Source organism: Lysinibacillus sp. NPDC096418, from assembly GCF_044762775.1.
In the GTDB taxonomy this organism is placed as follows: Bacteria; Bacillota; Bacilli; order Bacillales_A; family Planococcaceae; genus Lysinibacillus.
The window spans coordinates 70,746-91,648 of sequence record NZ_JBIWEY010000007.1 but is presented as its reverse complement, the minus strand read 5'-3'; the positions used below and the strand labels follow the sequence as shown (position 1 = coordinate 91,648).

Below are 20,903 nucleotides of genomic sequence, written 5' to 3'. Positions count from 1 at the left end.
GAGGTTTTTTGGCTATTTACAAAATTGTTTACGTAAGTTGGGCAACTTGATCGTAGGCATTTAAGGCATTAACACCATGTGCAAGTGCAGAGCCAGCCTTTAAGGCAGTTGCGACCAAGATGGATTCAGCAACTTCTTCTTTTGTAACGCCTAGTTTTTTTGCACCTTGTACATGTAAAGAAATGCAGTACGGGCAACCAGTTGTATGGGCCACAGCAATCGCAATTAATTCTTTTTCTCGCCCTGATAGGAGTCCGTCCTTCATCGTTTGAGTATCAAAATTGATAAAGGCTTTAAAGGCATCGGGTTGTAGGCTAGAAAACTCTTTTAAGCGTGAAAAATATTGCTCTTTATAAAGTTCTTCCTCCTCAGTACCATCATAGGCATTTAAGGCATTAACGCCATGTGCTAGTGCAGAGCCAGCCTTTAAGGCGGTCGCAACCATAACAGCCTCCGCGGTTTCTTCTTTAGAAGCATTGTTGTTTTTAGCTTGAGTAACATGAAGCTCTATGCAATAAGGGCAGCCAGTTGTATGTGCAACAGCTACCGCAATCAGTTCTTTTAATTTTGCAGATAAAACACCTTCTTTTAATGCAAGTGAATCAAATTTAACAAAAGCTTTAAAAGCCTCAGGTGCGAGATCAGCAAATTCACCTAAGCGATTGAAATAATTTTTTTGATATAGACTTTCAGTTGACATGGAACACGCTCCTCATCAGTTACTATTTTTGTTTGTCAGCAAAAATTATAGTCTTCAATAAAAATAATTACTAAAATCTCTTAATTGATTGCATCTAATTAGATAGGTGTACCTTTTAAAACAAAAATGGTTGCGCACCTATTTTTACTAAATGATATATAAAAAACCTTTTAATATCAAAATATTTCTAATTATCTAAAATATAACAAAGCCAATTCTAGATGGATAATGTGAATCGTTTTGTTAATTGAGAATATTAGGTTGAAGAAAGCTTTGAACTCATTAACATAGCTTTATCTTTTTTGGACAATATAACAACAGAAATAATTGCATGAGGTGATGATCATGATCATTGAAAGATCGTCCGAGTGGGAAGAAGGCTTTTTAGGTAGACTGGAGAATCCAGAAAAATGGGACAGTTGGACGTTATACAAGATGAATTACGATATAGTCAAAACGAATTTAATTACCGAATTTTCAGGACTTCAATCAGCTAAATATTTACCAAATCTAACGCCTCTAGCGCACCAATTGGAGGTAGCTGAGATCGTCATCGAAAGAATGAATGGTAAAGCGATTCTTGCAGATGAAGTTGGGCTTGGTAAAACCATTGAAGCGGGCTTGATATTAAAAGAATATCTTATTCGAGGTCTTGTGAAAAAAGCGTTAATATTAGCTCCGGCTTCCCTTATTAATCAATGGGTGGAAGAGCTTAATCAGAAATTTCATATCCCGGCAATTCCATATAAAAAGAATTATCCTATAGAACGTTACGATGTTGTCGTAATGAGTATGGATACAGCCAAAAAAAGTCCGCATCGAGAGTTAGTATATGCGCAAAATTACGACATGTTTATTATTGATGAGGCGCATAAGTTAAAAAACCATAAAACTCAAATATACGAGTTTGTTCAGAGCTTAAAAAAGAAATTTTGCTTGCTGCTAACAGCAACACCGATTCAAAATGATGTCTTTGAACTTTACTACCTCATTTCTTTATTAAAACCAGGTCATCTAGGTAATTACGAAACGTTCCAGTCTGCATTTTCAGCGAGCAAACATGACTTAGAACACGATGATTATTTAAGGGATTTGGTCCATCAAGTTATGGTCAGAAATCGAAGAGAAGATACAGGGATAGAATGGACAAATCGTCGTGTCCAAACAATTCCGATTCAATTTACAAAAGAAGAAAAAGAAGTTTACGATTTGCTGGTAGGGCTGAAAGATGTGTCGTCGGTTTTTGCAGGTTCTTTTTCATTGATTACGCTTCAGAAGGAAATGTGTAGCAGTAAGGAAGCTACTTGCTTAACGTTGACAAAGATGCGCGAAAGCTGTGTAGAACCAGATGAATTGGCTTATGTTGATGGCGTTATTGAAAAATTAATGGCATTGCAACTCAATTCGAAAGCGGAAAAAGTAATCGAAATTATTAAGCAGGCAAATGATAAAGTAATTATTTTTACCGAATATAGAGCAACGCAAATTTATTTACAATGGTATCTTCATGTAAAAGGAATTACGAGTGTGCTCTTTAACGGGAAATTTAATAAAAACAAACGTGATTATATGAAGCATATATTTAAAGAACAAGCACAAGTATTAATCGCTACAGAAGCAGGTGGGGAAGGGATAAACCTGCAATTTTGTCATCATGTTATTAACTATGATTTACCTTGGAATCCAATGAAGCTAGAACAACGAATTGGACGTGTGCATCGATTAGGACAGGAACATGATGTCCATATTTATAATCTTGCCATCGAAAACACAATTGAAAACAATATATTGGAATTATTGAATACGAAAATTGGAGTTTTTGAAAAAGTAGTGGGAGATTTAGATGACATTTTAACAAATTATAAAAAGACGATTTAAGAGTATAGCTGCCAATGCGGATTATTTCACCCGAAAATATAACAACAGGGTTCGCAAGAGGAGGGTATAGATGTATCCACAACAAGTTCATAATTTTTTACAACAATTCTTTACTGAAAATAATTGCCCTATTTTAGGTGGGAATGAGCATTGTATCACCGTTCAATTGACGATTGATATGGATAAAAGGATAATGAATCGTCCTTTCTACTGGCAATACGTAGAAGCTACAAATGGTGAACCATGCCCAGCACAAGTAACATTTATTACCGATCAAAATAAACTTGAAGAAAAAATCGTAGGTGAAGTTATCCATTTTGGATCGCCTCGGCTTAATCAGCTGTTTCAAGCAACTAAAGGGCTAGGCGCTTTTGTACAAATGTTTGAGAAGGTGAACAAGTTTGCAACTAACTCTTTACTAACACCTTGGCTAGGTGTGAATTATAAAGTTTCGTATTGTAGCGACCAAACGAAAGAAATGCTGTATTCTTTTGGGATTAACTTAATGACAGGTGAGATTATCGAGGATTTCCAAGAATCTTTGTGCCATATAGATTTAGACTCCGTTAATTCAGAAGATGCCTTTCAAGTGCAGTACATTATTAAACCGATTCGTGCGCTCCAACGATTAGATGCAAAAGTGGAAAATCTCATCCAACAAGATGATCATACTTGGGCAGAAGAAGCAAGAAAAAGGTGGAAAAGAAGTCAAAGAGTATTAGATTATTTTTACGAGGGTGTAGAAGAAAAGCCAGAGTGTTATGAAATAGAAAAGAAGGCTTTAGAAGAACAGTACGATGCTAAAATTAGAATTGAAATTGTAAATGGTGGGTTATTTTATTTAACATAAAAATGAATGGAGTTAGCTTAAAGATTTTTTTAGAGCTGCTCTTTTTGCGTTTTCGTATATATGTTAAAATAATTTATGTAATTTTCAGATTTTTGAAAAGGGAAAGGGGGCTTTGGTATTGGTGAATGTTTCGTTATTTTTAGTGATGTGTATATTGCTCATTATTTTACCGGGTCCTGATACAGCCATTGCGACCAAAAATACACTTACTGTTGGGAAGAAGGGCGGAATACAAACGATGATGGGTTCGTGCTGTGGTCTACTCATTCATACGTTTGCTGCAGTCATTGGACTTTCAGCTATTATTGTAAAGTCTGCATACGTATTTGCAATAATAAAATACGTGGGAGCAGTCTACTTATGTTATTTAGGCTGTAAAACTTTATGGGCCCTAAAAGAATTACGCTCGCAGCAAATAGAAGAAGATAAAGAATCTGAGACAGACGAAAAATACAATAATCATTCTTCCTTTAAACAAGGATTTTTAACGAATATTACAAATCCAAAAGTTGCTGTGTTTTTCTTAACATTTTTACCGCAATTTGTAGACGGTACGGGGAATACGTTCCTGCCATTTTTGATGATGGGGATCATTTACACGGCTTTAACCGCTATGTGGTTTGTTTTCTATGTATATTTATTGGATAAAATCAGTGCCTTTATGAAAAAGCCTAAAACGAAAACAGTAATTGAAGGGTTAACAGGTACAGTACTAATTGGATTTGGCATTAAGCTAGCATTAGAAAAATAAGATGTCTCAAAAATTTTTGAGACATCTTTTTTCTGTGCATTTATCAATTAAAAAAGAATGTAAGGATTATTTTTGTTGAGAAGTAGCCCAAATGTTTGTATCTGCAATTGTTGGGTTTGCGATATAGTGGCCACCCTCAATTTGAAGTGTTTGTCCTGTCATGAACTTAGATTCATCAGAAGCTAAGAATACTACTGCATGACCGATATCATCTGCTTCACCATTGTAAGGAAGGGAATTAAATTTTGTGAAAATATCTAGTAAATCTTGTGGAATATTATTTTTAGCAGCAGGTGTTAAAATAAGCCCTGGTGCGATTGCATTACAACGAATTTTATCTTTACCGTATTGAGTTGCAATACTTTTTGTTAGGTTAACAACGCCAGCTTTTGTTGCACCATAAGCTGTACGGATTTGATCACTTGCAAAACCAGCCATTGAAGCTGTGTTAATAATAGAACCGCCACCTGCTTTTTGCATGTGAGGGATAGCATAACGGCTACCAAGTAATACTGATTTTAAGTTAATGTTTACTAAACGATCCCATTCATCTAAATCAATATTTACAACGTCTAAATCTTTACGAACATTAGTGCCACCAACGTTATTAAATAGAACTGTAAGTGAGCCGTATTGTTCAACAGTGAATTCAACTGCTGCTTCGATTGATTGAGCATCACCTGCATCAAGGAATATTGCTGATGCTTCGTAACCTTCTTTTACTAAAGTTTCTGCAAGTTCTTTTGCACCCTCAATATTATAATCGGCAATAACAACTTTTGCTCCTTGTTTTGCCAATAATGTTGCTGCTGATAAACCAATTCCTGATGCGCCACCAGTAACTAGTGCTACTTTATTTTCTACACGTTTCATAAGAAGTTCCTCCTGCAATAAGCGATGAAAGAGTATGTACTAGATTACTTAAGCGCGATACTCGTCTCTATCATTATTCATATTATTGTCACATTTAATAGTTTAGCATTAAACTATTAACAATTAAACAAATATGCCCGAGTATTTTTTACTAATGGGAATTTATCGTATAGAAGCTCCAAGAAAACATTGCACTGGTGAAATAGGAAATAGTCATTCAAGAAGTTTTAGATTTAGTAAGCCTATTGATTTAGGCAAATAAAAACTCCACGGTATGTTAGGGAAATAACCGTGAAGTTTGAAAGAAACGATATTATGTTTTGTGAAAAACTCTCAAGTAGGCATAAGATTACGGGGTATCTTGGTCGACAATACGTTGTAGTTGTGCCAATTTATTGTCCCAAAACAGCTCAAAGTATTGTAGCCAGTCTTCGATTTCTTTCAGCCGATCGGCATGCAGTGTGTAAATTTTTTCTCGCCCGCTTTTTTGTGCAGAAATCAGTTTGACTTCTTCTAAAACTTTTAGATGCTTTACAACAGCTGTACGACTAATAGAAAAATGTTCAGTAATTGCAGTGATTGGTTTATCGCCAGCAGAAAGAAGTTCCAGGACATGTCGTCTTGTAGGATCAGCTATTGCTTGAAAAACATCATGCTTTTCAGCTGATTGGCTCACTCTGCTTCTACAGCCTCTTTTAATTTTTGTCCGATAATCATTGACCAGCCACCGTCCATATTTTTATGAACATCTTTGACCGCCATGTTTGCTTTAGGCACGATCTGTGAAGCTTCATTCCAACCACCGTGTGTTAACGTAAATTCGGTTTTGTCACCAATTTCCTCTAACTCAAATGTTACAAACCAACCATCCGTATCCCATGCAAAACGTACATAATGTGGTTCATTTACTTGCTCAACTTTACAAGGTGATGGTCCAAAAGGAGATTGTATCGTAAATTCATGACCTACTTCAGGTTTAAAATCATTTGGCATAAACCATTGAGCTATTTGTTCTGAGTCTGTAACCTTTTTCCACACCTTTTCAATTGGTGCATTTAACGTAATCGTCTTTATGATATTTTGTAATTTTTCAGTCATATAAAAACTCCTTTAATAAAAGTGTAACCATAGGGTGTCATTATTATGTAACACCTTATGGTTATATGTCAAGAGAATATCTGTTAAAGTGCTGGAGTAATTAAAATAATTACTTCATTAACTGGGTTGAGCGGAATAATGTTTTTTTATACCTAAAACATTATTGAGGTTCATAAAAGTTACCAATTTTTCTCTGAAGATTTATGTAATGACTAAACTTTTTTGGGGAAACACTAAGCAAAGTTAGTATTAACTAGAAAAGTGATTTTGTTAAGAAATTTTGAGGGCTTTTGACTGAAAAATAGGAATCATTATTCATTTTACAACCCTTTAGCTTTTTGTTAGAATCCATTTTAAAAGTCTGTCGTCAGATGTCTGTAAATAGATTTAAAAAAGGAAGCGTTTTCTTCCTAAAAATGAAGAAGGTGGTTACTATGAACATACTATGGGGAATAGGCGGTATACTTGTTGTTTTAGGTATTGCGTTCCTTTTATCAAATGCTAAGAAGTCGATTAAGTGGCAAACAATTCTAGCTGGTTTATCTATTCAAATTTTGTTTGCGTTTATCGTTTTAAAATGGGAGACTGGTCGCCAGGTACTTCTCACGTTTTCAGACGGTGTACAAAATTTAATATCTTATGCAAATGAAGGAATTGGGTTTTTATTTGGCCCTTTAGCAGATCCAGAAAATATGGGGGGGATGGTTTTTGCGATTTCAATATTAACCGTTATCATCTTCTTTTCTGCCCTTATTTCAGTGTTATATTACCTAGGGATTATGCAGTTCTTTATTCGAATCATTGGGGGAGCGCTTTCGAAGCTTCTTGGGACAAGTAAGGCTGAGTCAGTGTCTGCAGCAGCTAACATTTTTGTTGGGCAGACAGAAGCACCACTTGTTGTTCGACCATTTATCGCGAAAATGACAAAATCTGAGCTGTTTGCTGTTATGACAGGAGGGCTTGCATCAGTATCAGGTTCAGTTCTTGTAGGGTATGCGTTGTTAGGTGTACCTTTAGAATACTTACTTGCCGCAAGCTTTATGGCTGCTCCTGCAGGGCTAATTTTGGCCAAAATGTTCATTCCCGAGACGGAAACTGTGGATGAAGGAAACTTTAAGTTGTCAAAGGATGAGGAAGCTGCGAATGTAGTGGATGCAGCTGCACGCGGGGCAAGTGATGGTATGAAACTTGCTGTTAACGTTGGTGCGATGTTACTTGCTTTTATTGGTATTATTGCATTGCTTAACGGTTTACTTGGTGGTATAGGTAATTTCTTCGGATTTAAAGGGTTAAGCATTGAAGGGATTTTAGGTGTGATATTCTCACCATTAGCATTTGCTATTGGTGTACCATGGTCTGAGGCCATTACAGCAGGGTCCTTTATTGGACAAAAGCTTGTATTGAATGAGTTCGTTGCTTATTCATCATTTGCTCCGGTTATTCCAGATCTATCCGATAAAGCAGTTATTGTAGTCAGCTTCGCATTATGTGGATTTGCGAATTTAAGCTCAATGGCGATCTTATTAGGTGGCTTAGGTTCAATGGTACCAAGTCGCCGACAAGATATTGCTCGTTTAGGAATTAGAGCAGTTGCAGCTGGTATGTTAGCGTCTTTATTAAGTGCTTCAATTGCAGGTATGTTTATTTAATATCTTTTTAGTAATCGGCTATAGTAAGCGAATTTAACAAAACAATTTTATTATGGAGTTTTTTACACCTATTGTATAGCGCAGTAGGTGTTTTTTATTTTTTGAAAAACCCATCTAATTATAAGCCATTACGTAATATTAATTGGTTTGGTGCATTTGATGGAGTACTTGGATATAGGAGTTGAATATGCTAGAAATGTGGAGCGACTATTTTAGAAATTAAAATTAATGAAAATATAGTAGATTTTAGACCCTCCGCAATTATTAGTGGAGGGTTTTTATTATTGGAGAAGGGTAGGTGTAAGTATGGAGACAAATACGCTTTGGGCGTCGATTGTAGGTGTCATTACGGCATGGACGATATATTTAATTGGCGGAGTCGATGAATTGATAAAAGCACTAGCGATATTAATGGCGATCGACTTCACACTAGGGCTAATGGTGGCTTGGGTGATGAAAGACATAGATTCACGTAAGGCTTTTAAGGGCTTATTAAAAAAGACAGCGATGATTTTAATGGTTGTTGCAACAGTTCAATTAGATTACGCAACAGATAGCGGCGATTTTATGCGTAATGCTATGATTTTATTTCTAATAGGCATGGAAGGAATAAGTATGATAGAAAACCTAGGACAATTGGGAATAAAAGTACCTCGATTTTTAAAGAACGTTTTTACTCAATTAAAAAATGATGATGAAGATAAATCGAAAGATGATGAGGATAAATAACAAGTGTAACAACTAAATATCGAGCTTTAATGCAGTATAAGTAGCATTCAAATTCATGATTCAGCAATGCTTTTACGATAACAAAGCGCCGATATCCTGGTTTTTGCATAATGTAGGGCCATGTTTGTAACAAGGAGGTTGTTTTATGCTAATACCGTCGTTTAATCAACCAAGTTCTCCTCAACAAGCGATGCAAATTGTCGTCCAAAGGGTACCTGAGTAGATCATTCATTAAGATACAGAAATGGAAGATGGTATTCTAATATATGAAATGTTCATTTTGACATTTCAAAATAGGATTAATGAATTTAAAGATAAATACAAAAACAGGAGCAATTCGTAAGATTGAAGACGAAAATGATTCTGATTAATACGAATCTGATACGTGCCAAAGACCAAGCTAGCTCTAATAGCCGCTTGGTCTTTAAGCTTACTACATGGATTTTATTTTCTTTGACCAATTCAATTTAATTTTTCTAGTTATCATCATCTATCGGATTTTCGAACGTAGTCGATTCCTCTTCCAACTCAGGAAAGCGTCCGCCTATAGTTGAATGAGAGAAGTTTGAGGTGGGAATAAACGAACTAAATTAGGATAGTTTTATTTGGTTTGGAGAAAATATATCTAAAAATAATTTTGAGGCGATAGAATTGACCAAAAGTATTCTTTCCACATTTTTATTGTTCAAGCGTATTTAAACTGGATAATGGAAATGATGCAATAGATATTGAAAAGCCGAGAATTGGTTTTAATTTGTTAGTCTTTGAAAGAGATAATTGGCAATATGTGTTCAGTATTGATAAGGGTGTATCCGATAAAGTAACACCTGAAATACTCATTCAGATAGCAAATTCTATTGATTATTGAAAACATATTTCTCTAAATGGGTTCTTTATTTTACAAGTAGAAAAGGAGTGTGGAACAGTTTCCTATTTAATTAATGGTACAGGTTAGTTGAAAAAGAAGGAGTAGAAGGTTATTTTAAATAGATAAATTAAAGTGGATGTTTAAGGAAGAATAAAGTTATGCTAGAGGATTTTCTTGCATCATTACGATCTAATGGAAATATCGCTTTGGATACACGAATAATCGTTGTGCTAACAGTGTAAAGCATTATGAATAATAACAATAAGGAGGAGATCAATATGACGAAGACAAACAAGGAGTTACCACTAGAACAGCGTGAGGAATTAATCAGAACTTTGAAAGTTCGTTTTGAGAAAAACATGAAACGCCACAAGGATTTAGAATGGACTCAAGTTCAAGCTAAGCTTGAAGCTAATACTGAAAAATTGTGGTCGCTTAATGAGATGGAAGTTACTGGTGGTGAGCCAGATGTTGTGGGGCAAGACGAAAAAACGGATGAATATATTTTTTATGATTGTTCAGCGGAAAGTCCTAAAGGTCGCAGAAGTGTTTGTTATGACCTTGAAGCACTGGAATCAAGGAAAAAACACAAACCAGAAAATAACGCAATCGACATGGCAGCCGCCATGGGCATTGAACTTTTAACGGAAGAACAATACCGTGAGTTGCAGAAACTTGATAATTTCGATACGAAAACGTCGAGCTGGGTGCAAACACCTCCTACTATTAGAAAACTCGGTGGAGCTATCTTTTGTGATCGTCGCTATGACACTGTCTTTATGTATCACAATGGAGCAGATTCCTACTATGCTGCAAGAGGCTTTCGTGGTTCGTTAAGGGTCTAAATCTATATTGGATTTCCAGAACAGATCACATATGGAAAAGCTTTAATTTCATTCTTAAACTATGGTGGGGGCGATTGTTCAATATGGGCAATCACTTCCTGTGCTAACATAGCAGGATAAATTTATCTTTAATGTATGTGATATAATGTTTCGAGTGAAAAGGAAGTAGATAGAAATAATACTTCTAGTGATTTTTTTGAAAAATGTAGGGGGAAAGAAAAATTTATGGGAAGTAAAAAAGAAATAAGTTCCGCTAAGTTAATGTGGACAATGACTCGCCCTCATACATTAACGGCGACGTTTGCGCCTGTCATATTAGGGACAGTTGCAGCACTTTACGAAACTAAAATTAATTGGTTTTTATTTATTGGGATGCTACTATCGTGTTTAGCATTACAGATTGCAACCAATTTATTTAATGAGTATTATGATTTTAAACGTGGATTAGATACTGCTGAATCTGTTGGAATTGGTGGTGGAATTGTACGTCATGGATTGAAGCCGAAAAATGTATTAACAGTTGCGTTTGTTTTGTATATTGCGGCAGCAGTTATCGGTGTTTATATTTGTATGAATAGTACCTGGTGGTTAGCGGTCATCGGTTTATGTGGGATGGCAATTGGCTATTTATACACAGGCGGTCCATTACCAATTGCGTATACGCCATTTGGAGAATTATTTTCTGGGTTGTCAATGGGGACAGGCTTTATATTAATTGCTTTCTTTATTCAAACTGGTACTTTAACGATCGAAAGTATATTGATTTCCATTCCGGTTGGGATTTTAGTAGGGGCAATTAACATGTCGAATAACATCCGAGATATTGATGAAGATATTATAGGTGGAAGAAAAACGTTGCCTATCCTCCTTGGGAGAGAGAAAGCAGTTCAATTTTTAGCTATTGCATTTTCAATTTCCTATTTGTGGATCGTATTGATTGTATTGGTGGGTTATATAAGTCCATGGTCATTAGTGTTGTTCCTAGGTTTGAAAAAGCCAATAGCTGCAATTCAAGGTTTTCGAAAAGGTGCTACGGAACCTCAATTTATGCGTGTAGCCATGAAATCAACAGCGATGACAAATACGATTTTTTGCTTCCTGTTATCAATTGGATTATTAATAAATTACCTAATTTAAATAGGAAAGTATTCTAGCATGCTAATTTTTACATAGTAATCGTAATTAGAAGTTGTGAAGAACTGTACTTTAACTAACTATCTAATAGAAAGAACATAAAGTAATATGTCACTACGATTATTTTGTTGATGTTCAATTAAATGAGTTATTCTATTTAATCTCCCAAAATTCTCTCACAGAGAAAATTGGGGGATTTTTTTTGAGAAGTAAGGATCTTAAAGAACTTTAACTGATGTTTTCTTATGGTTGTTGTTCTGCAACAAACGAAGTAGAATAGTTCACTAAGCGTTATGGGTATTTATGGTTAAAATGGGGGGTTATTTGTTAACAGGAGATTTAATTTTGATGTTGTATCTCTTACTTTTAATATCACTTAATGTTGGTTTCTTTACATTGTTTAGAAAAGGAAAATTAAATCTTATGGTATCAGGCATCATTATGATAATACTTGCTCCATTGATCGGCTTTTCAAGTGGTGCTTTACTTTTTCATTTTTATGATTGGAGTTCTGGAGGAACAGGGGAGGGTGCAGGCTATGGCGGAGCATTTTTAGGACTTTTAGCATTAGCTAATGGGATTCTCGTTCTGGTGATTGGGGGTATAAGGTGGATTTTACATTTTGTAAAAAACTGAAGTGTTGATTCGTTATTCAAGTAACGGAGGCTTTAACTGAATAAAATGGCTAAATCAGAAGCTCCCGCTGTCTCCATATTTAAAGATACTGTTTAATGCATTTATATCTAAAAATAATATATTTTCTATTTGGGTGCAGAGATACTTATTTTTGGCAAGCTTAGCACATCAAGAATAGAACTTAATAAAAGTGATTTGAAGAGTAAATTGGGCACCTAACTTAATTTATGTTTTTAGAATTCATGTTACTCTTATTGACTTCGATTATCGAATTCAAACTAAATAAGCTAAACAAAAAACACTCTCACCAATTCAGGTAAGAGTGTTCTATATACATTGCTATTATAGGCTATGTAGTAAAAGCCGCGTATGCCGTATGTCTTATAGAAAGTTTTAAACCACCACTCCTCAAATGAGTTGTGAGAGGTAATTTATTTATAAATAATTACAATAAATATTGTTATTCAAAGGTTTTATTAAAGTTTTTATCGTGCATTATCATTGATTACAATTATTTATAAACAATTTTAACACCAGTTTAACACCAATATAACACCAGGGATTAAGATTGTTTTTTTACTCTAAAGAAGCTATCCAATTTATCAGCTGCAGCACGATCGGCAGATTTGAAAGCATGTCCATAAGTGTTCATTGTAACGGATATATCGGAGTGCCCTAAACGTTCGCTAATAAGTTTAGCGTGTACACCTTGTGCAATTAATAATGATGCAGATGTGTGACGTAAATCATGTAATCGAATGTATTTAAATTTGTGTCCGTTGATAAAATGATGCCAACGTTTTGATGGACTTGTTGGATATAGGTGAGTTCCATCAAATGAATGAAATAACCATTCTCTTTCTTTTTCAATCCATTTATCACCTTTGCGTAATTTCTCTTTTGCCCAATGTTTACGATATGTTTTTAATTCGTCCATAACTGACTGAGGTAAAGTAACATAACGCTTAGATTTTTTAGTTTTAGTTGATTTTATGTGTGGACCTTGTTTTGTTAAAACGATAGATTGATGAATATATATTTGCTGATTAGCAAAGTCTACATCTTTCCATTCTAACCCCAATAATTCTCCTTTACGAAGACCAGCGGCTAAGGCAAGAGTGAACATCATCCTCCATAATTCAGGCTCCGTTTGTAACATGTGCATTAATGTTTCTATTTCATCCTCTTCATAAATTTGCATATCTTTATCAATATCATCTGTATCACTAGGGCGTGGTTTTTCAATTCCGTCCATAGGATTATTCGGTAAAACTCCCCATTTAACAGCATATTTAAACACACTCTTAAGTGTTCGGTACACATCTTGTTTGCTGTGATAACTCACTGGTTCATCTTTACCGTCATAACGTTTCATATCGCGTAGTATATTCATAAGATGGAATGAGTTAATTTGGTCCATCTGCATATGACCGATAATAGGGTTTATATGCAATTCTAATTTACGTTGATGATTACCATAAGTAGTTAGGGCTAGTGTAGAAGCAAAATCCTTTTCCCACTGTTCTGCAAAATCTTTAAAAATCATTTTTTCTACTTTTACATAACGCCCTGATAAAACTTCGTTTTTAAAATTTAAATATTCACCATCTAAAAATTCTTTCAACTGCTTAGGTGTAAATTTTTCTTCGATAGTAATCGTTTTTGTTTCGCGAGGATATTTACCTTGAGCGTCTTTTGGAAGATAGACAGTGAATCGATATGAATTTTCACCACGTTTTACGATACTCGCCATATTAGTTTCTCCTTTCAACAATGCATTTCTTATTACTCCGAATTTAACTATCACCACCTTTAATGTAAAAGTATGTATGTTTTAGGATAAAATTTTTTTAAGAAATTGCTCTGGTATTCCATATGTATTTACTGCCTCTTCAAAAGTAATAGGGTTGTCGTTATCCGAAAACAGTAATTCAACTGCAAATATATTAGCTTCCATTTCGTATTTATCTGTTAAAAAAAATGTGTTTGCTTTTAAAAAAGCCATGTTGTGCTCAGGATGTTGGATAACGTGACCAAGTTCATGAGCACAAGTTAAAAATTGTTCTTCATAGGATAAATTCTCGTTGATGTGGATGATAAAGGTTCTGTATAAATTACTGAAATAACCCCATGAACTCCCTAAATCTTCATATACAATCGTAATACCCATGGCTTCTGCAATTTTAAAGGGATTAGATGTGCCGTACTTTTTTTTCAATTGTTTAATCAGCTTTTTTACATTCATAACATCACACCTTACCTATACTTTTTAGGAGTGAACTTCTTCTTAGCAAGTCTCTTATGCAATCTTAGAGCGTTTTTTAATGATGTAATATATAGTTCTCTATCTTCTTCATCCATTTCATCTAATACACGTCCATCAAACGAAGCAAGACCTAAATCACTTTCTGCACTATTAAGAATACGTTCCAAGTCTCTTTCGACATCACGTTCGTCTTTCTCTGTTAAGTCGTAGTAACGTTTTTTATCTGTTCGCCCTAAAAGATAGTCTATAGAGACATCGAAATAATCTGCCACTTTTTCTAAGGTTTCGGATTTCGGGCTTTGAGTTTTCCATTTATAAAATGCATTTTCGCTAAAACCGAGTTTTTGCGCTACTATTTTCAAGTTTTCTCCACGTTGTTCAGATAATTCTTTTACCCTATCGAACATCATAATATCAACCTTCCTGGATACTTAGAGAAAATAATTTATACAGTTGGATAATTTTTAGTTGCAAAAAGTATCCAACTGTATTATTATGTTCACATAAGCTAAATTATTTGCTAAAAGAGTACAAAAAATACGACCTATTTAAACACATTTTGACGTTGGGGAACGGATTAAATGTAATGTTTACAGGCTTTTTAAAGTCTTATTTAGCTATGTTTAAATAGTATACTATTGGATACTAAGTGTCAATACAATTGGCTAATTATTTAGCTTATTTTTTTACAATTAATTGAAGAGCTGTGATACCGAGCCAATGACGGTATACCATTCGAACTTATAGCTGACACGACGGTAGCAACGTTAATTAGATGAAAGTGAGGTGAGAAGTGTGGAGGACAATAAAAAAATATCTACTGTATCCAAAATCGTGGGTGCTTTAGTAGAAAGTGAAGCCAATGCTTCGGAAGCATCAGAAATATTAGAAAGAGCAAAGCGAACTTTTCTCGAAAGATGTTGGCATGTTTCGTCTAATAAAAATTCCCCACAAGTTGCTAGAACAACGAGTGAGGGAGGAAAAATCAAAGGTATTACGATTCATGCAACCAATCATGATATTCAGCCAACAAAAACAAAGCAACGTTCGCTGAAAAGGTTGCTGAAAAATCTTTTTCGTTTGTCATGAGATCAGCTTGAGCTCTAGCTAAATCAGAAATTTCTTTAAGTTTTTCACCTGTAATTACATTATTACGAAAATCTTCAAAGTCTTTAGTCATATCTAACACCTACCTTTCTAACCAAATTGTAACAGAAAGGTATTAAGAGGGAGGAAATAAATTGGAATTAGTAGTTATCCAAAACAGACAAGCAGTAACTACATCATTACAGGTTGCTGAAAACTTTGAAAAGCGCCACGACCATATTTTACGTGATATCGAAGCGTTGAAAAAAGATGTCCCCAATTTTGGGGAGATGTTTTATGATGGCGAAACACCAGATTCATATAACAGAATGCGCAAAACTTACTACATGAATCGAGACGGATTCACCTTACTGGCAATGGGCTTCAATGGTAAGAAAGCACTCGACTTCAAACTCAAATACATCGAAGCGTTTAATCAAATGGAAGAGCAACTTAAACCAGAACAACCAGATGGACTTGAACTAGCATTACAAGCCGCATTGAAACACACACGTGAAATCAATGCAATTAAAAATGACGTTGATTACCTAAAAGGTAGTATGCGAATTGATTCTTTGCAACAACAAGAGATTCAACAAACAGCCAATCAATCAGTTGTACAAGCTTTAGGTGGAAAAGATTCAGTTGCTTACAAAGAGATTAATAGAAAGGTATTCTCAGCATTTTGGAATGAATTTAAACAGTATTTCAAGGTTCCGCGTTATGGAGACATACCTAAAGTTAAACAAGAAGAAGCATTACATTTCATTAAATTATGGAGGCCTTCCACATCATTGCAGATGGAAATTGACGGTTGTAATAGTCAAATGGCGTTTGAGTGAGGGAGTTGAAAGAAAGGAGATTTAAATATGACAGAAGATTTAGGGGCACAAGTTAGATCAGAATTATTCAAACGAAAAATGAGTCAAACAGAATTGGCCAAGATGGTTGGTATTTCTAATGCTTATCTATCAGACATCATTCGTGGTAATAAGTCTGGTCCAAAGGCACAAGAGCGCGTTAAGCATATTCGTAAGATTTTAGATATTTAAGGTAGGTGAAATTATATGGAAAAACTCACTATGTCAGTAGATGAAGTGGCAAGTGAATTGGGTGTTAGTAATACAACTATTTATACAATGGTGCGGCAAAAAGAGATTCCTCATACAAAAGTGAGAGGAAGGATTTTATTTCACAGACCCACAATCGAGCATTGGTTAATTACTAATACAGAAGGCGGTGATACCAATTGAAAATCCAACCAAAACAATGGCTGACACTATCGTTTGAGGTTAAGAAGGATTTGATTAAAAAGGCAATGGAAAAGACAGTAGCAATGCGTCAGAAGTAAATCTATCAATCTATTGGAGGAATTAGTATGAAAGCAGTATTAAATGTTAAAGGTACAAAGTTATCGGTTTTATCAATCCATTATCGCTCTGCAGGTGAAATTGCTTCAATTTATGCGGCAGATGAAAACGGCCGTGAATCACTTTTCGTTGAAAAAGTACAAAGTCAATATGATAGACGTCCACATGTTGCAGTTGAAAGTTTTAGTGAATTGCTCGAATATCCCGAACTGGAAGCAAGAATTGTGGAGGGCCAAAACAAGCTCATTGAGCATCTAGAGGCTATGCAAAAAGAAGAAAATAACAAGCTTCTAGATATCGCAATTGATGCTATGGAAGGTGAACCGGACTTACCATTCGACAGCCATCTATCAAACAAGCAAAGAGAGTACAAGCTTCTGCAACAACGTGTATTCGGCATTATCGACACAGTAGAGGAAGTCAAAGCATATACGGAAGGATTCTTCGCAAATGCCGATGATGAAGCAGTTGAAGCGTAAAAATGTCATTGACCAGTTGCGTAAATATGCCGTCCACACAACCGATGGACAACCACTGGATATAGTGATGTATTCCACATTGTTGAAAACATTAGCGCTTAAACGTGCTGCTGATAATTGAGGGGGTGTAAGTAATGGAGAAAAGAGTTTTCACAAAAGATATGGCGAGTATCAAGACGGCAGAAGTTATTGAATGTCCAGATTGTGCGTTTGAATTTAGCGTTATCCATGAGCAATCGGAAACAAACGGATTATACAGTTGCCCGAATTGCCAAGAAGATAACTTAGAAGCTGACAATTATCATTTGAAAGAAGAAAACAAACGTCTACGCGAAGCGCTTGAGTTTTATGCTGAACAAGAAAACTGGAAACGACATAATACATCAGAGCCGTATTCGTTAGATGGTGGATATGAAGCACCTACTTGGGAGCCATCAGCAATTGAGTTTGATGAAGGTAAAGTAGCACATCAAGCATTACAAGGAGGGAAAATCAAATGAAAAGTACAGGTATCGTTCGTAAAGTCGATGAATTAGGTCGTTTAGTTATTCCAAAGGAGTTACGTCGTACATTAGGAATTAATGAAAGAGATTCTTTAGAAATCTATACAGATGATGACAAAATCATCTTGAAAAAGTTTAAGTCTAACATGGAATGTGCTGTAACTGGTGAGGTATCTGATGATAACTACATTTTGAATAATGGCACTTTAATTCTTAGTCCAGAAGGTGCGAAAAAGTTAATTGCTGAAATTGAGCGAACTAAGTAGGTGACCACATGCGTATAGGCTACACACACGCAGAGTATGACCGTGAATCAGAATACTGGAAAGATATCGAAGATGCACAGAATGCCCAAATTGAGGCACAAAAAAGCTTGCCAAAGGCTGCAACCAATGACAAGCAGATACAAAAATTAAATCAAAATCAAATCAATGGTATTTTACCACAGGAGGATGCGAAATGACAAAGTTTAATGTTGGGGATAAGGTTCGAGTTATCGCGAAAGACCACGCTTATTTTAAAGAGGGTCACATTTTTAATGTAGCTAGAGTCGATGGTGTAGGTGATGTATATGACAAAGAAGATATTTGCGTGTTAAAAAGTCGAGTTGAACTTTTTATAGAGGAAGTAAAACCTACCAAAAACCAACGTATCAATGCACTCGAAAAAGAAGTATCTGAGTTAAAGCTAATCGTCCATGAATTACGTGACCGTCCACAGTTTACGACGGTGGTTAACAATATACAGGAGTCTTCCGCAACTAATACTGTGGAGGACATCATCGAATTTGAAGGTCAGAAATATCGCAAGGTAGAGCGTAAGGCTCGCGAAGGTGATTATGTTTCGGTTTCATTCGCCAATGGTAAATGTTTTAAACCGAATAAAATATATGGCCCTGTATTTGCGGATAACGCTTTAAAAGTAAAGGCTGACCCATCTTCTGGTGGTGAATTTGAAGTAACGTCAGTTTATAACAACTTTTATGGTCGAACAATTGAAACAGTAGACGTATACGAACTAATCAAATCCAAATCACTAACACCAAATCAGCAACGTGCTGAGACTATTAAGAAGGCGAAAGCATTTGTTAAAAACATCGTGGGTGAATATGACACTTTCAACACAACTATTGGAAAATATAAAAATCAATGTGTAAGACCAATATTCCATGTAAATGAAAAGAAACGTGCTATTACAGTCTTAATTTACAGTGCTTTTGGCAAACAGTTGATATTCAAAGGGCTTACCAAATGCAACCCAGAAGAAGTATTCAACGAACATATCGGTAAAGCTATCGCATTAGGACGAGCGCTGAATCTTGATGTGAGTGAGTTTGAACAGGCGGTACAGCCTACGGAATTCGCAGTTGGGCAAATTATCAGAACTACTCATATGGCGTTAGATGACCACGAAATCATTCGCATTAAAGGTAACAATGCTTATTTTATGGACAGTTCAAGCGAAGAATTCCATTACATGGAACGCGCAAAAGACGGAACTTGCAAAATCATCAACGACACAAACGCTCAATATGAGGTGAATAGCAATGAATGACTTAACAACACAATTTAATTCAGTTCAATCACAATCAGATCAACAAAGTGTTTTAGCACAAGCAAGCACTTCCCGTGAAATGGAAGAAGTAAAAGGAGCCATATTTTTAGCGAAGCAATTCCCTCGTAATTATTTCGAGTCAGAGAAGCGAATTTTAGATGCTTGTAAACGCCCTTCATTAGCTGCTACTTCTATGTACACATACAACCGAGGTTCCACGAAGGTTGAGGGGCCGTCAATTCGATTAGCTGAGGTATTAGCACAAAATTGGGGAAATCTTTCTTACGGAATTCAGGAATTAGAACAGCGAAATGGTGAATCAGTTGCAAAGGCGTATTGTTGGGATTTAGAAACCAATGTACGACAAGAAAAAACATTCACTGTTAAGCATTCGTTAAAAACTAAACATGGATTAAAGCAATTAACTGATCCACGGGATGTATATGAAAAAGTGGCTAATGACGGTGCGCGTAGAGTACGTTCTTGTATTTTAAGTGTTATCCCAGGTGACGTTGTAGAAATGGCAATAGAACAATGTCGACAAACCCTTACTGGAAAGTCAGATAAGCCACTAAAAGATAGAATCAGTAGCGCGTTAACTCATTTCAAAGAGAAATACGGTGTAACACAAGAAATGATTGAGACACGCTTTGGATATAATGCGAGCTCGTTTAGTGAATTTGACTTAGTGCAACTAACTAACATTCGAAATTCATTAAAAGACAACATGTCAACAGTAGAAGAATGGTTCGACAAAGATTTAGGTAAACAGCAAACAAGCGAACTGGCTGCAGACTTCAACAAAGAGCAAGGCGAGGTGAAGTCAGATGCAAACAGCGTTCCAACTGAATAAGGATAATTATCACTCGAATGAAGCTAACCAGCATTACATGTCAGTATCGCAGTTTAAGAGCGCTGTAGAATGCGAAGCCAAAATGATTGCGGAGTTAAAGGGCGAATATACACGTCCTTTCTCCACAGCTTTAACAGTCGGTTCGTATCTACATGCAGCATTTGAAAATAAAGAAGCCTTTGAAGAGTTTTGTGAATCTGAAAAAGATGTGATTTTTAAGAAACGTGGCAGTGGTAAATATGCCGAATTCGAACAGGCCGACAAAATGATTGAAACTGTTGAGAATGATCCGTTTTGCATGCATGCTCTCACAGGCGAAAAAGAGGTTATTTTCACAGGCGAATTATTCGGTGCTCAATGGAAAATCAAAGTGGACAACATTAATCATGAGAAACGATTCTTCAGCGATATAAAGACCACTCAGGAGCTATCGAAGCGTTATTGGAGCGAGAAGTATAACGGTTGGGTTTCATTCGTAGAAGCCTATGATTACGTGCTTCAAATGGCTATCTATCGTGAAATTATCCATCAAAATACAGGGTATTACTACACTCCGTACATCGTGGCAGTTACGAAAGAAACACCACCAGACAAGGCTATTTTACATTTCGATAGCAGTCGATTCGAGTTGGAATTGGAATATGCACAGGAGCATTTACCGAATATTATTACTGCTAAATCAGGGGAAAAAGAGCCTAAACGATGTGAAAAATGTGATCACTGTAGAGTTACAAAACAATTAAAAAATACTTTTGAAATTGAGTTTCTTTTGAAGTAGGTG

General features: G+C 35.6%; 27 protein-coding genes. 20 read left to right on the top strand and 7 right to left on the bottom strand.

The annotated features are described in order from the left end of the window. Positions 1 to 28: 28 nt before the first annotated feature. Positions 29 to 700 carry a carboxymuconolactone decarboxylase family protein gene (locus ACIQZG_RS08690; protein ID WP_402754779.1) on the bottom strand — a complete coding sequence of 224 codons (672 nt, stop codon included), beginning with the start codon at positions 698 to 700 and terminating at the stop codon, positions 29 to 31. A 339-nt stretch (positions 701 to 1,039) separates the two neighbouring features. Here ACIQZG_RS08690 and ACIQZG_RS08685 point away from each other — a divergent pair, with 339 nt between their 5' ends. From ACIQZG_RS08685 to ACIQZG_RS08675, 3 genes are all read left to right on the top strand, one after another. Next, complete coding sequence (locus ACIQZG_RS08685; RefSeq protein ID WP_402754778.1) at positions 1,040 to 2,578, top strand: DEAD/DEAH box helicase; 1,539 nt, start codon at positions 1,040 to 1,042, stop codon at positions 2,576 to 2,578. A gap of 70 nt (positions 2,579 to 2,648) precedes the next feature. Beyond that, positions 2,649 to 3,428, top strand: a complete 780-nt coding sequence (locus ACIQZG_RS08680; RefSeq protein ID WP_402754777.1) for a YqhG family protein — start codon at positions 2,649 to 2,651, stop codon at positions 3,426 to 3,428. Positions 3,429 to 3,546: 118 nt separating this feature from the next. Next, positions 3,547 to 4,179 (top strand): LysE family translocator, encoded by a 633-nt coding sequence (locus tag ACIQZG_RS08675; protein ID WP_402754776.1) that lies wholly within the window; start codon positions 3,547 to 3,549, stop codon positions 4,177 to 4,179. Between the two features lie 66 nt (positions 4,180 to 4,245). On the opposite strand, the gene ACIQZG_RS08670 is transcribed toward ACIQZG_RS08675, so the two are convergent. From ACIQZG_RS08670 to ACIQZG_RS08660, 3 genes are all read right to left on the bottom strand, one after another. Next, positions 4,246 to 5,052 (bottom strand): SDR family NAD(P)-dependent oxidoreductase, encoded by an 807-nt coding sequence (locus tag ACIQZG_RS08670; RefSeq protein WP_402754775.1) that lies wholly within the window; start codon positions 5,050 to 5,052, stop codon positions 4,246 to 4,248. 349 nt (positions 5,053 to 5,401) lie between these two features. Beyond that, a complete protein-coding gene (locus tag ACIQZG_RS08665) occupies positions 5,402 to 5,728 on the bottom strand; it encodes an ArsR/SmtB family transcription factor (RefSeq protein WP_402754774.1) in 327 nt (108 codons plus the stop codon). After that, positions 5,725 to 6,150, bottom strand: coding sequence for an SRPBCC family protein (locus ACIQZG_RS08660; protein ID WP_402754773.1), 426 nt, complete (start codon positions 6,148 to 6,150; stop codon positions 5,725 to 5,727). The genes ACIQZG_RS08665 and ACIQZG_RS08660 overlap by 4 nt, the downstream gene beginning before the upstream one ends. A gap of 434 nt (positions 6,151 to 6,584) precedes the next feature. On the opposite strand from ACIQZG_RS08660, the gene ACIQZG_RS08655 reads away from it, so the two are divergent. From ACIQZG_RS08655 to ACIQZG_RS08635, 5 genes are all read left to right on the top strand, one after another. After that, on the top strand, positions 6,585 to 7,799 hold the full coding sequence (locus ACIQZG_RS08655; RefSeq protein ID WP_402754772.1) for a NupC/NupG family nucleoside CNT transporter: 1,215 nt from the start codon (positions 6,585 to 6,587) through the stop codon (positions 7,797 to 7,799). A gap of 306 nt (positions 7,800 to 8,105) precedes the next feature. Next, positions 8,106 to 8,528 carry a phage holin family protein gene (locus ACIQZG_RS08650; protein WP_402754771.1) on the top strand — a complete coding sequence of 141 codons (423 nt, stop codon included), beginning with the start codon at positions 8,106 to 8,108 and terminating at the stop codon, positions 8,526 to 8,528. A gap of 1,146 nt (positions 8,529 to 9,674) precedes the next feature. Beyond that, on the top strand, positions 9,675 to 10,241 hold the full coding sequence (locus ACIQZG_RS08645; protein WP_402754770.1) for a DUF4256 domain-containing protein: 567 nt from the start codon (positions 9,675 to 9,677) through the stop codon (positions 10,239 to 10,241). A gap of 225 nt (positions 10,242 to 10,466) precedes the next feature. After that, the gene (locus ACIQZG_RS08640; protein WP_402754769.1) at positions 10,467 to 11,378 is read left to right on the top strand and encodes a 1,4-dihydroxy-2-naphthoate polyprenyltransferase; all 912 of its coding nucleotides are present in this window, start codon (positions 10,467 to 10,469) and stop codon (positions 11,376 to 11,378) included. Positions 11,379 to 11,678: 300 nt separating this feature from the next. Then, on the top strand, positions 11,679 to 12,011 hold the full coding sequence (locus ACIQZG_RS08635; protein WP_402754768.1) for an inner-membrane translocator: 333 nt from the start codon (positions 11,679 to 11,681) through the stop codon (positions 12,009 to 12,011). Positions 12,012 to 12,573: 562 nt separating this feature from the next. On the opposite strand, the gene ACIQZG_RS08630 is transcribed toward ACIQZG_RS08635, so the two are convergent. The 3 genes from ACIQZG_RS08630 to ACIQZG_RS08620 form a co-directional block, all read right to left on the bottom strand. Next, the gene (locus tag ACIQZG_RS08630) at positions 12,574 to 13,764 is read right to left on the bottom strand and encodes a tyrosine-type recombinase/integrase (protein WP_402754767.1); all 1,191 of its coding nucleotides are present in this window, start codon (positions 13,762 to 13,764) and stop codon (positions 12,574 to 12,576) included. 81 nt (positions 13,765 to 13,845) lie between these two features. Then, positions 13,846 to 14,256, bottom strand: a complete 411-nt coding sequence (locus tag ACIQZG_RS08625) for an ImmA/IrrE family metallo-endopeptidase (protein ID WP_402754766.1) — start codon at positions 14,254 to 14,256, stop codon at positions 13,846 to 13,848. Positions 14,257 to 14,267: 11 nt separating this feature from the next. Then, positions 14,268 to 14,687: a helix-turn-helix domain-containing protein gene (locus ACIQZG_RS08620; protein WP_402754765.1), complete on the bottom strand. Its 420-nt coding sequence runs from the start codon at positions 14,685 to 14,687 to the stop codon at positions 14,268 to 14,270. Positions 14,688 to 15,072: 385 nt separating this feature from the next. Between ACIQZG_RS08620 and ACIQZG_RS08615 the strand changes: the two genes are divergently transcribed. From ACIQZG_RS08615 to ACIQZG_RS08560, 12 genes are all read left to right on the top strand, one after another. After that, positions 15,073 to 15,366 carry a hypothetical protein gene (locus ACIQZG_RS08615; RefSeq protein ID WP_402754764.1) on the top strand — a complete coding sequence of 98 codons (294 nt, stop codon included), beginning with the start codon at positions 15,073 to 15,075 and terminating at the stop codon, positions 15,364 to 15,366. A 152-nt stretch (positions 15,367 to 15,518) separates the two neighbouring features. Continuing rightward, positions 15,519 to 16,205, top strand: a complete 687-nt coding sequence (locus ACIQZG_RS08610; protein WP_402754763.1) for a Rha family transcriptional regulator — start codon at positions 15,519 to 15,521, stop codon at positions 16,203 to 16,205. A gap of 27 nt (positions 16,206 to 16,232) precedes the next feature. Beyond that, positions 16,233 to 16,415 carry a helix-turn-helix domain-containing protein gene (locus tag ACIQZG_RS08605; protein ID WP_402754762.1) on the top strand — a complete coding sequence of 61 codons (183 nt, stop codon included), beginning with the start codon at positions 16,233 to 16,235 and terminating at the stop codon, positions 16,413 to 16,415. Between the two features lie 15 nt (positions 16,416 to 16,430). Further along, positions 16,431 to 16,616, top strand: a complete 186-nt coding sequence (locus ACIQZG_RS08600; RefSeq protein ID WP_402754761.1) for a helix-turn-helix domain-containing protein — start codon at positions 16,431 to 16,433, stop codon at positions 16,614 to 16,616. A 125-nt stretch (positions 16,617 to 16,741) separates the two neighbouring features. Continuing rightward, positions 16,742 to 17,212, top strand: a complete 471-nt coding sequence (locus ACIQZG_RS08595; RefSeq protein ID WP_402754760.1) for a hypothetical protein — start codon at positions 16,742 to 16,744, stop codon at positions 17,210 to 17,212. Next, a complete protein-coding gene (locus tag ACIQZG_RS08590; RefSeq protein ID WP_402754759.1) occupies positions 17,193 to 17,333 on the top strand; it encodes a hypothetical protein in 141 nt (46 codons plus the stop codon). The genes ACIQZG_RS08595 and ACIQZG_RS08590 overlap by 20 nt, the downstream gene beginning before the upstream one ends. A 13-nt stretch (positions 17,334 to 17,346) precedes the next feature. Beyond that, positions 17,347 to 17,712 (top strand): hypothetical protein, encoded by a 366-nt coding sequence (locus tag ACIQZG_RS08585; protein ID WP_402754758.1) that lies wholly within the window; start codon positions 17,347 to 17,349, stop codon positions 17,710 to 17,712. After that, a complete protein-coding gene (locus ACIQZG_RS08580) occupies positions 17,709 to 17,981 on the top strand; it encodes a transition state genes transcriptional regulator AbrB (protein ID WP_402754757.1) in 273 nt (90 codons plus the stop codon). The genes ACIQZG_RS08585 and ACIQZG_RS08580 overlap by 4 nt, the downstream gene beginning before the upstream one ends. Positions 17,982 to 17,989: 8 nt before the next feature. Beyond that, the gene (locus ACIQZG_RS08575) at positions 17,990 to 18,178 is read left to right on the top strand and encodes a hypothetical protein (protein WP_402754756.1); all 189 of its coding nucleotides are present in this window, start codon (positions 17,990 to 17,992) and stop codon (positions 18,176 to 18,178) included. Continuing rightward, positions 18,175 to 19,269 (top strand): hypothetical protein, encoded by a 1,095-nt coding sequence (locus tag ACIQZG_RS08570; RefSeq protein ID WP_402754755.1) that lies wholly within the window; start codon positions 18,175 to 18,177, stop codon positions 19,267 to 19,269. Before ACIQZG_RS08575 ends, ACIQZG_RS08570 begins: the two co-directional genes overlap by 4 nt. Continuing rightward, positions 19,262 to 20,122 carry a hypothetical protein gene (locus ACIQZG_RS08565; protein WP_402754754.1) on the top strand — a complete coding sequence of 287 codons (861 nt, stop codon included), beginning with the start codon at positions 19,262 to 19,264 and terminating at the stop codon, positions 20,120 to 20,122. The genes ACIQZG_RS08570 and ACIQZG_RS08565 overlap by 8 nt, the downstream gene beginning before the upstream one ends. Next, positions 20,097 to 20,900 (top strand): PD-(D/E)XK nuclease-like domain-containing protein, encoded by an 804-nt coding sequence (locus ACIQZG_RS08560; RefSeq protein ID WP_402754753.1) that lies wholly within the window; start codon positions 20,097 to 20,099, stop codon positions 20,898 to 20,900. Before ACIQZG_RS08565 ends, ACIQZG_RS08560 begins: the two co-directional genes overlap by 26 nt. Positions 20,901 to 20,903: the final 3 nt, after the last annotated feature.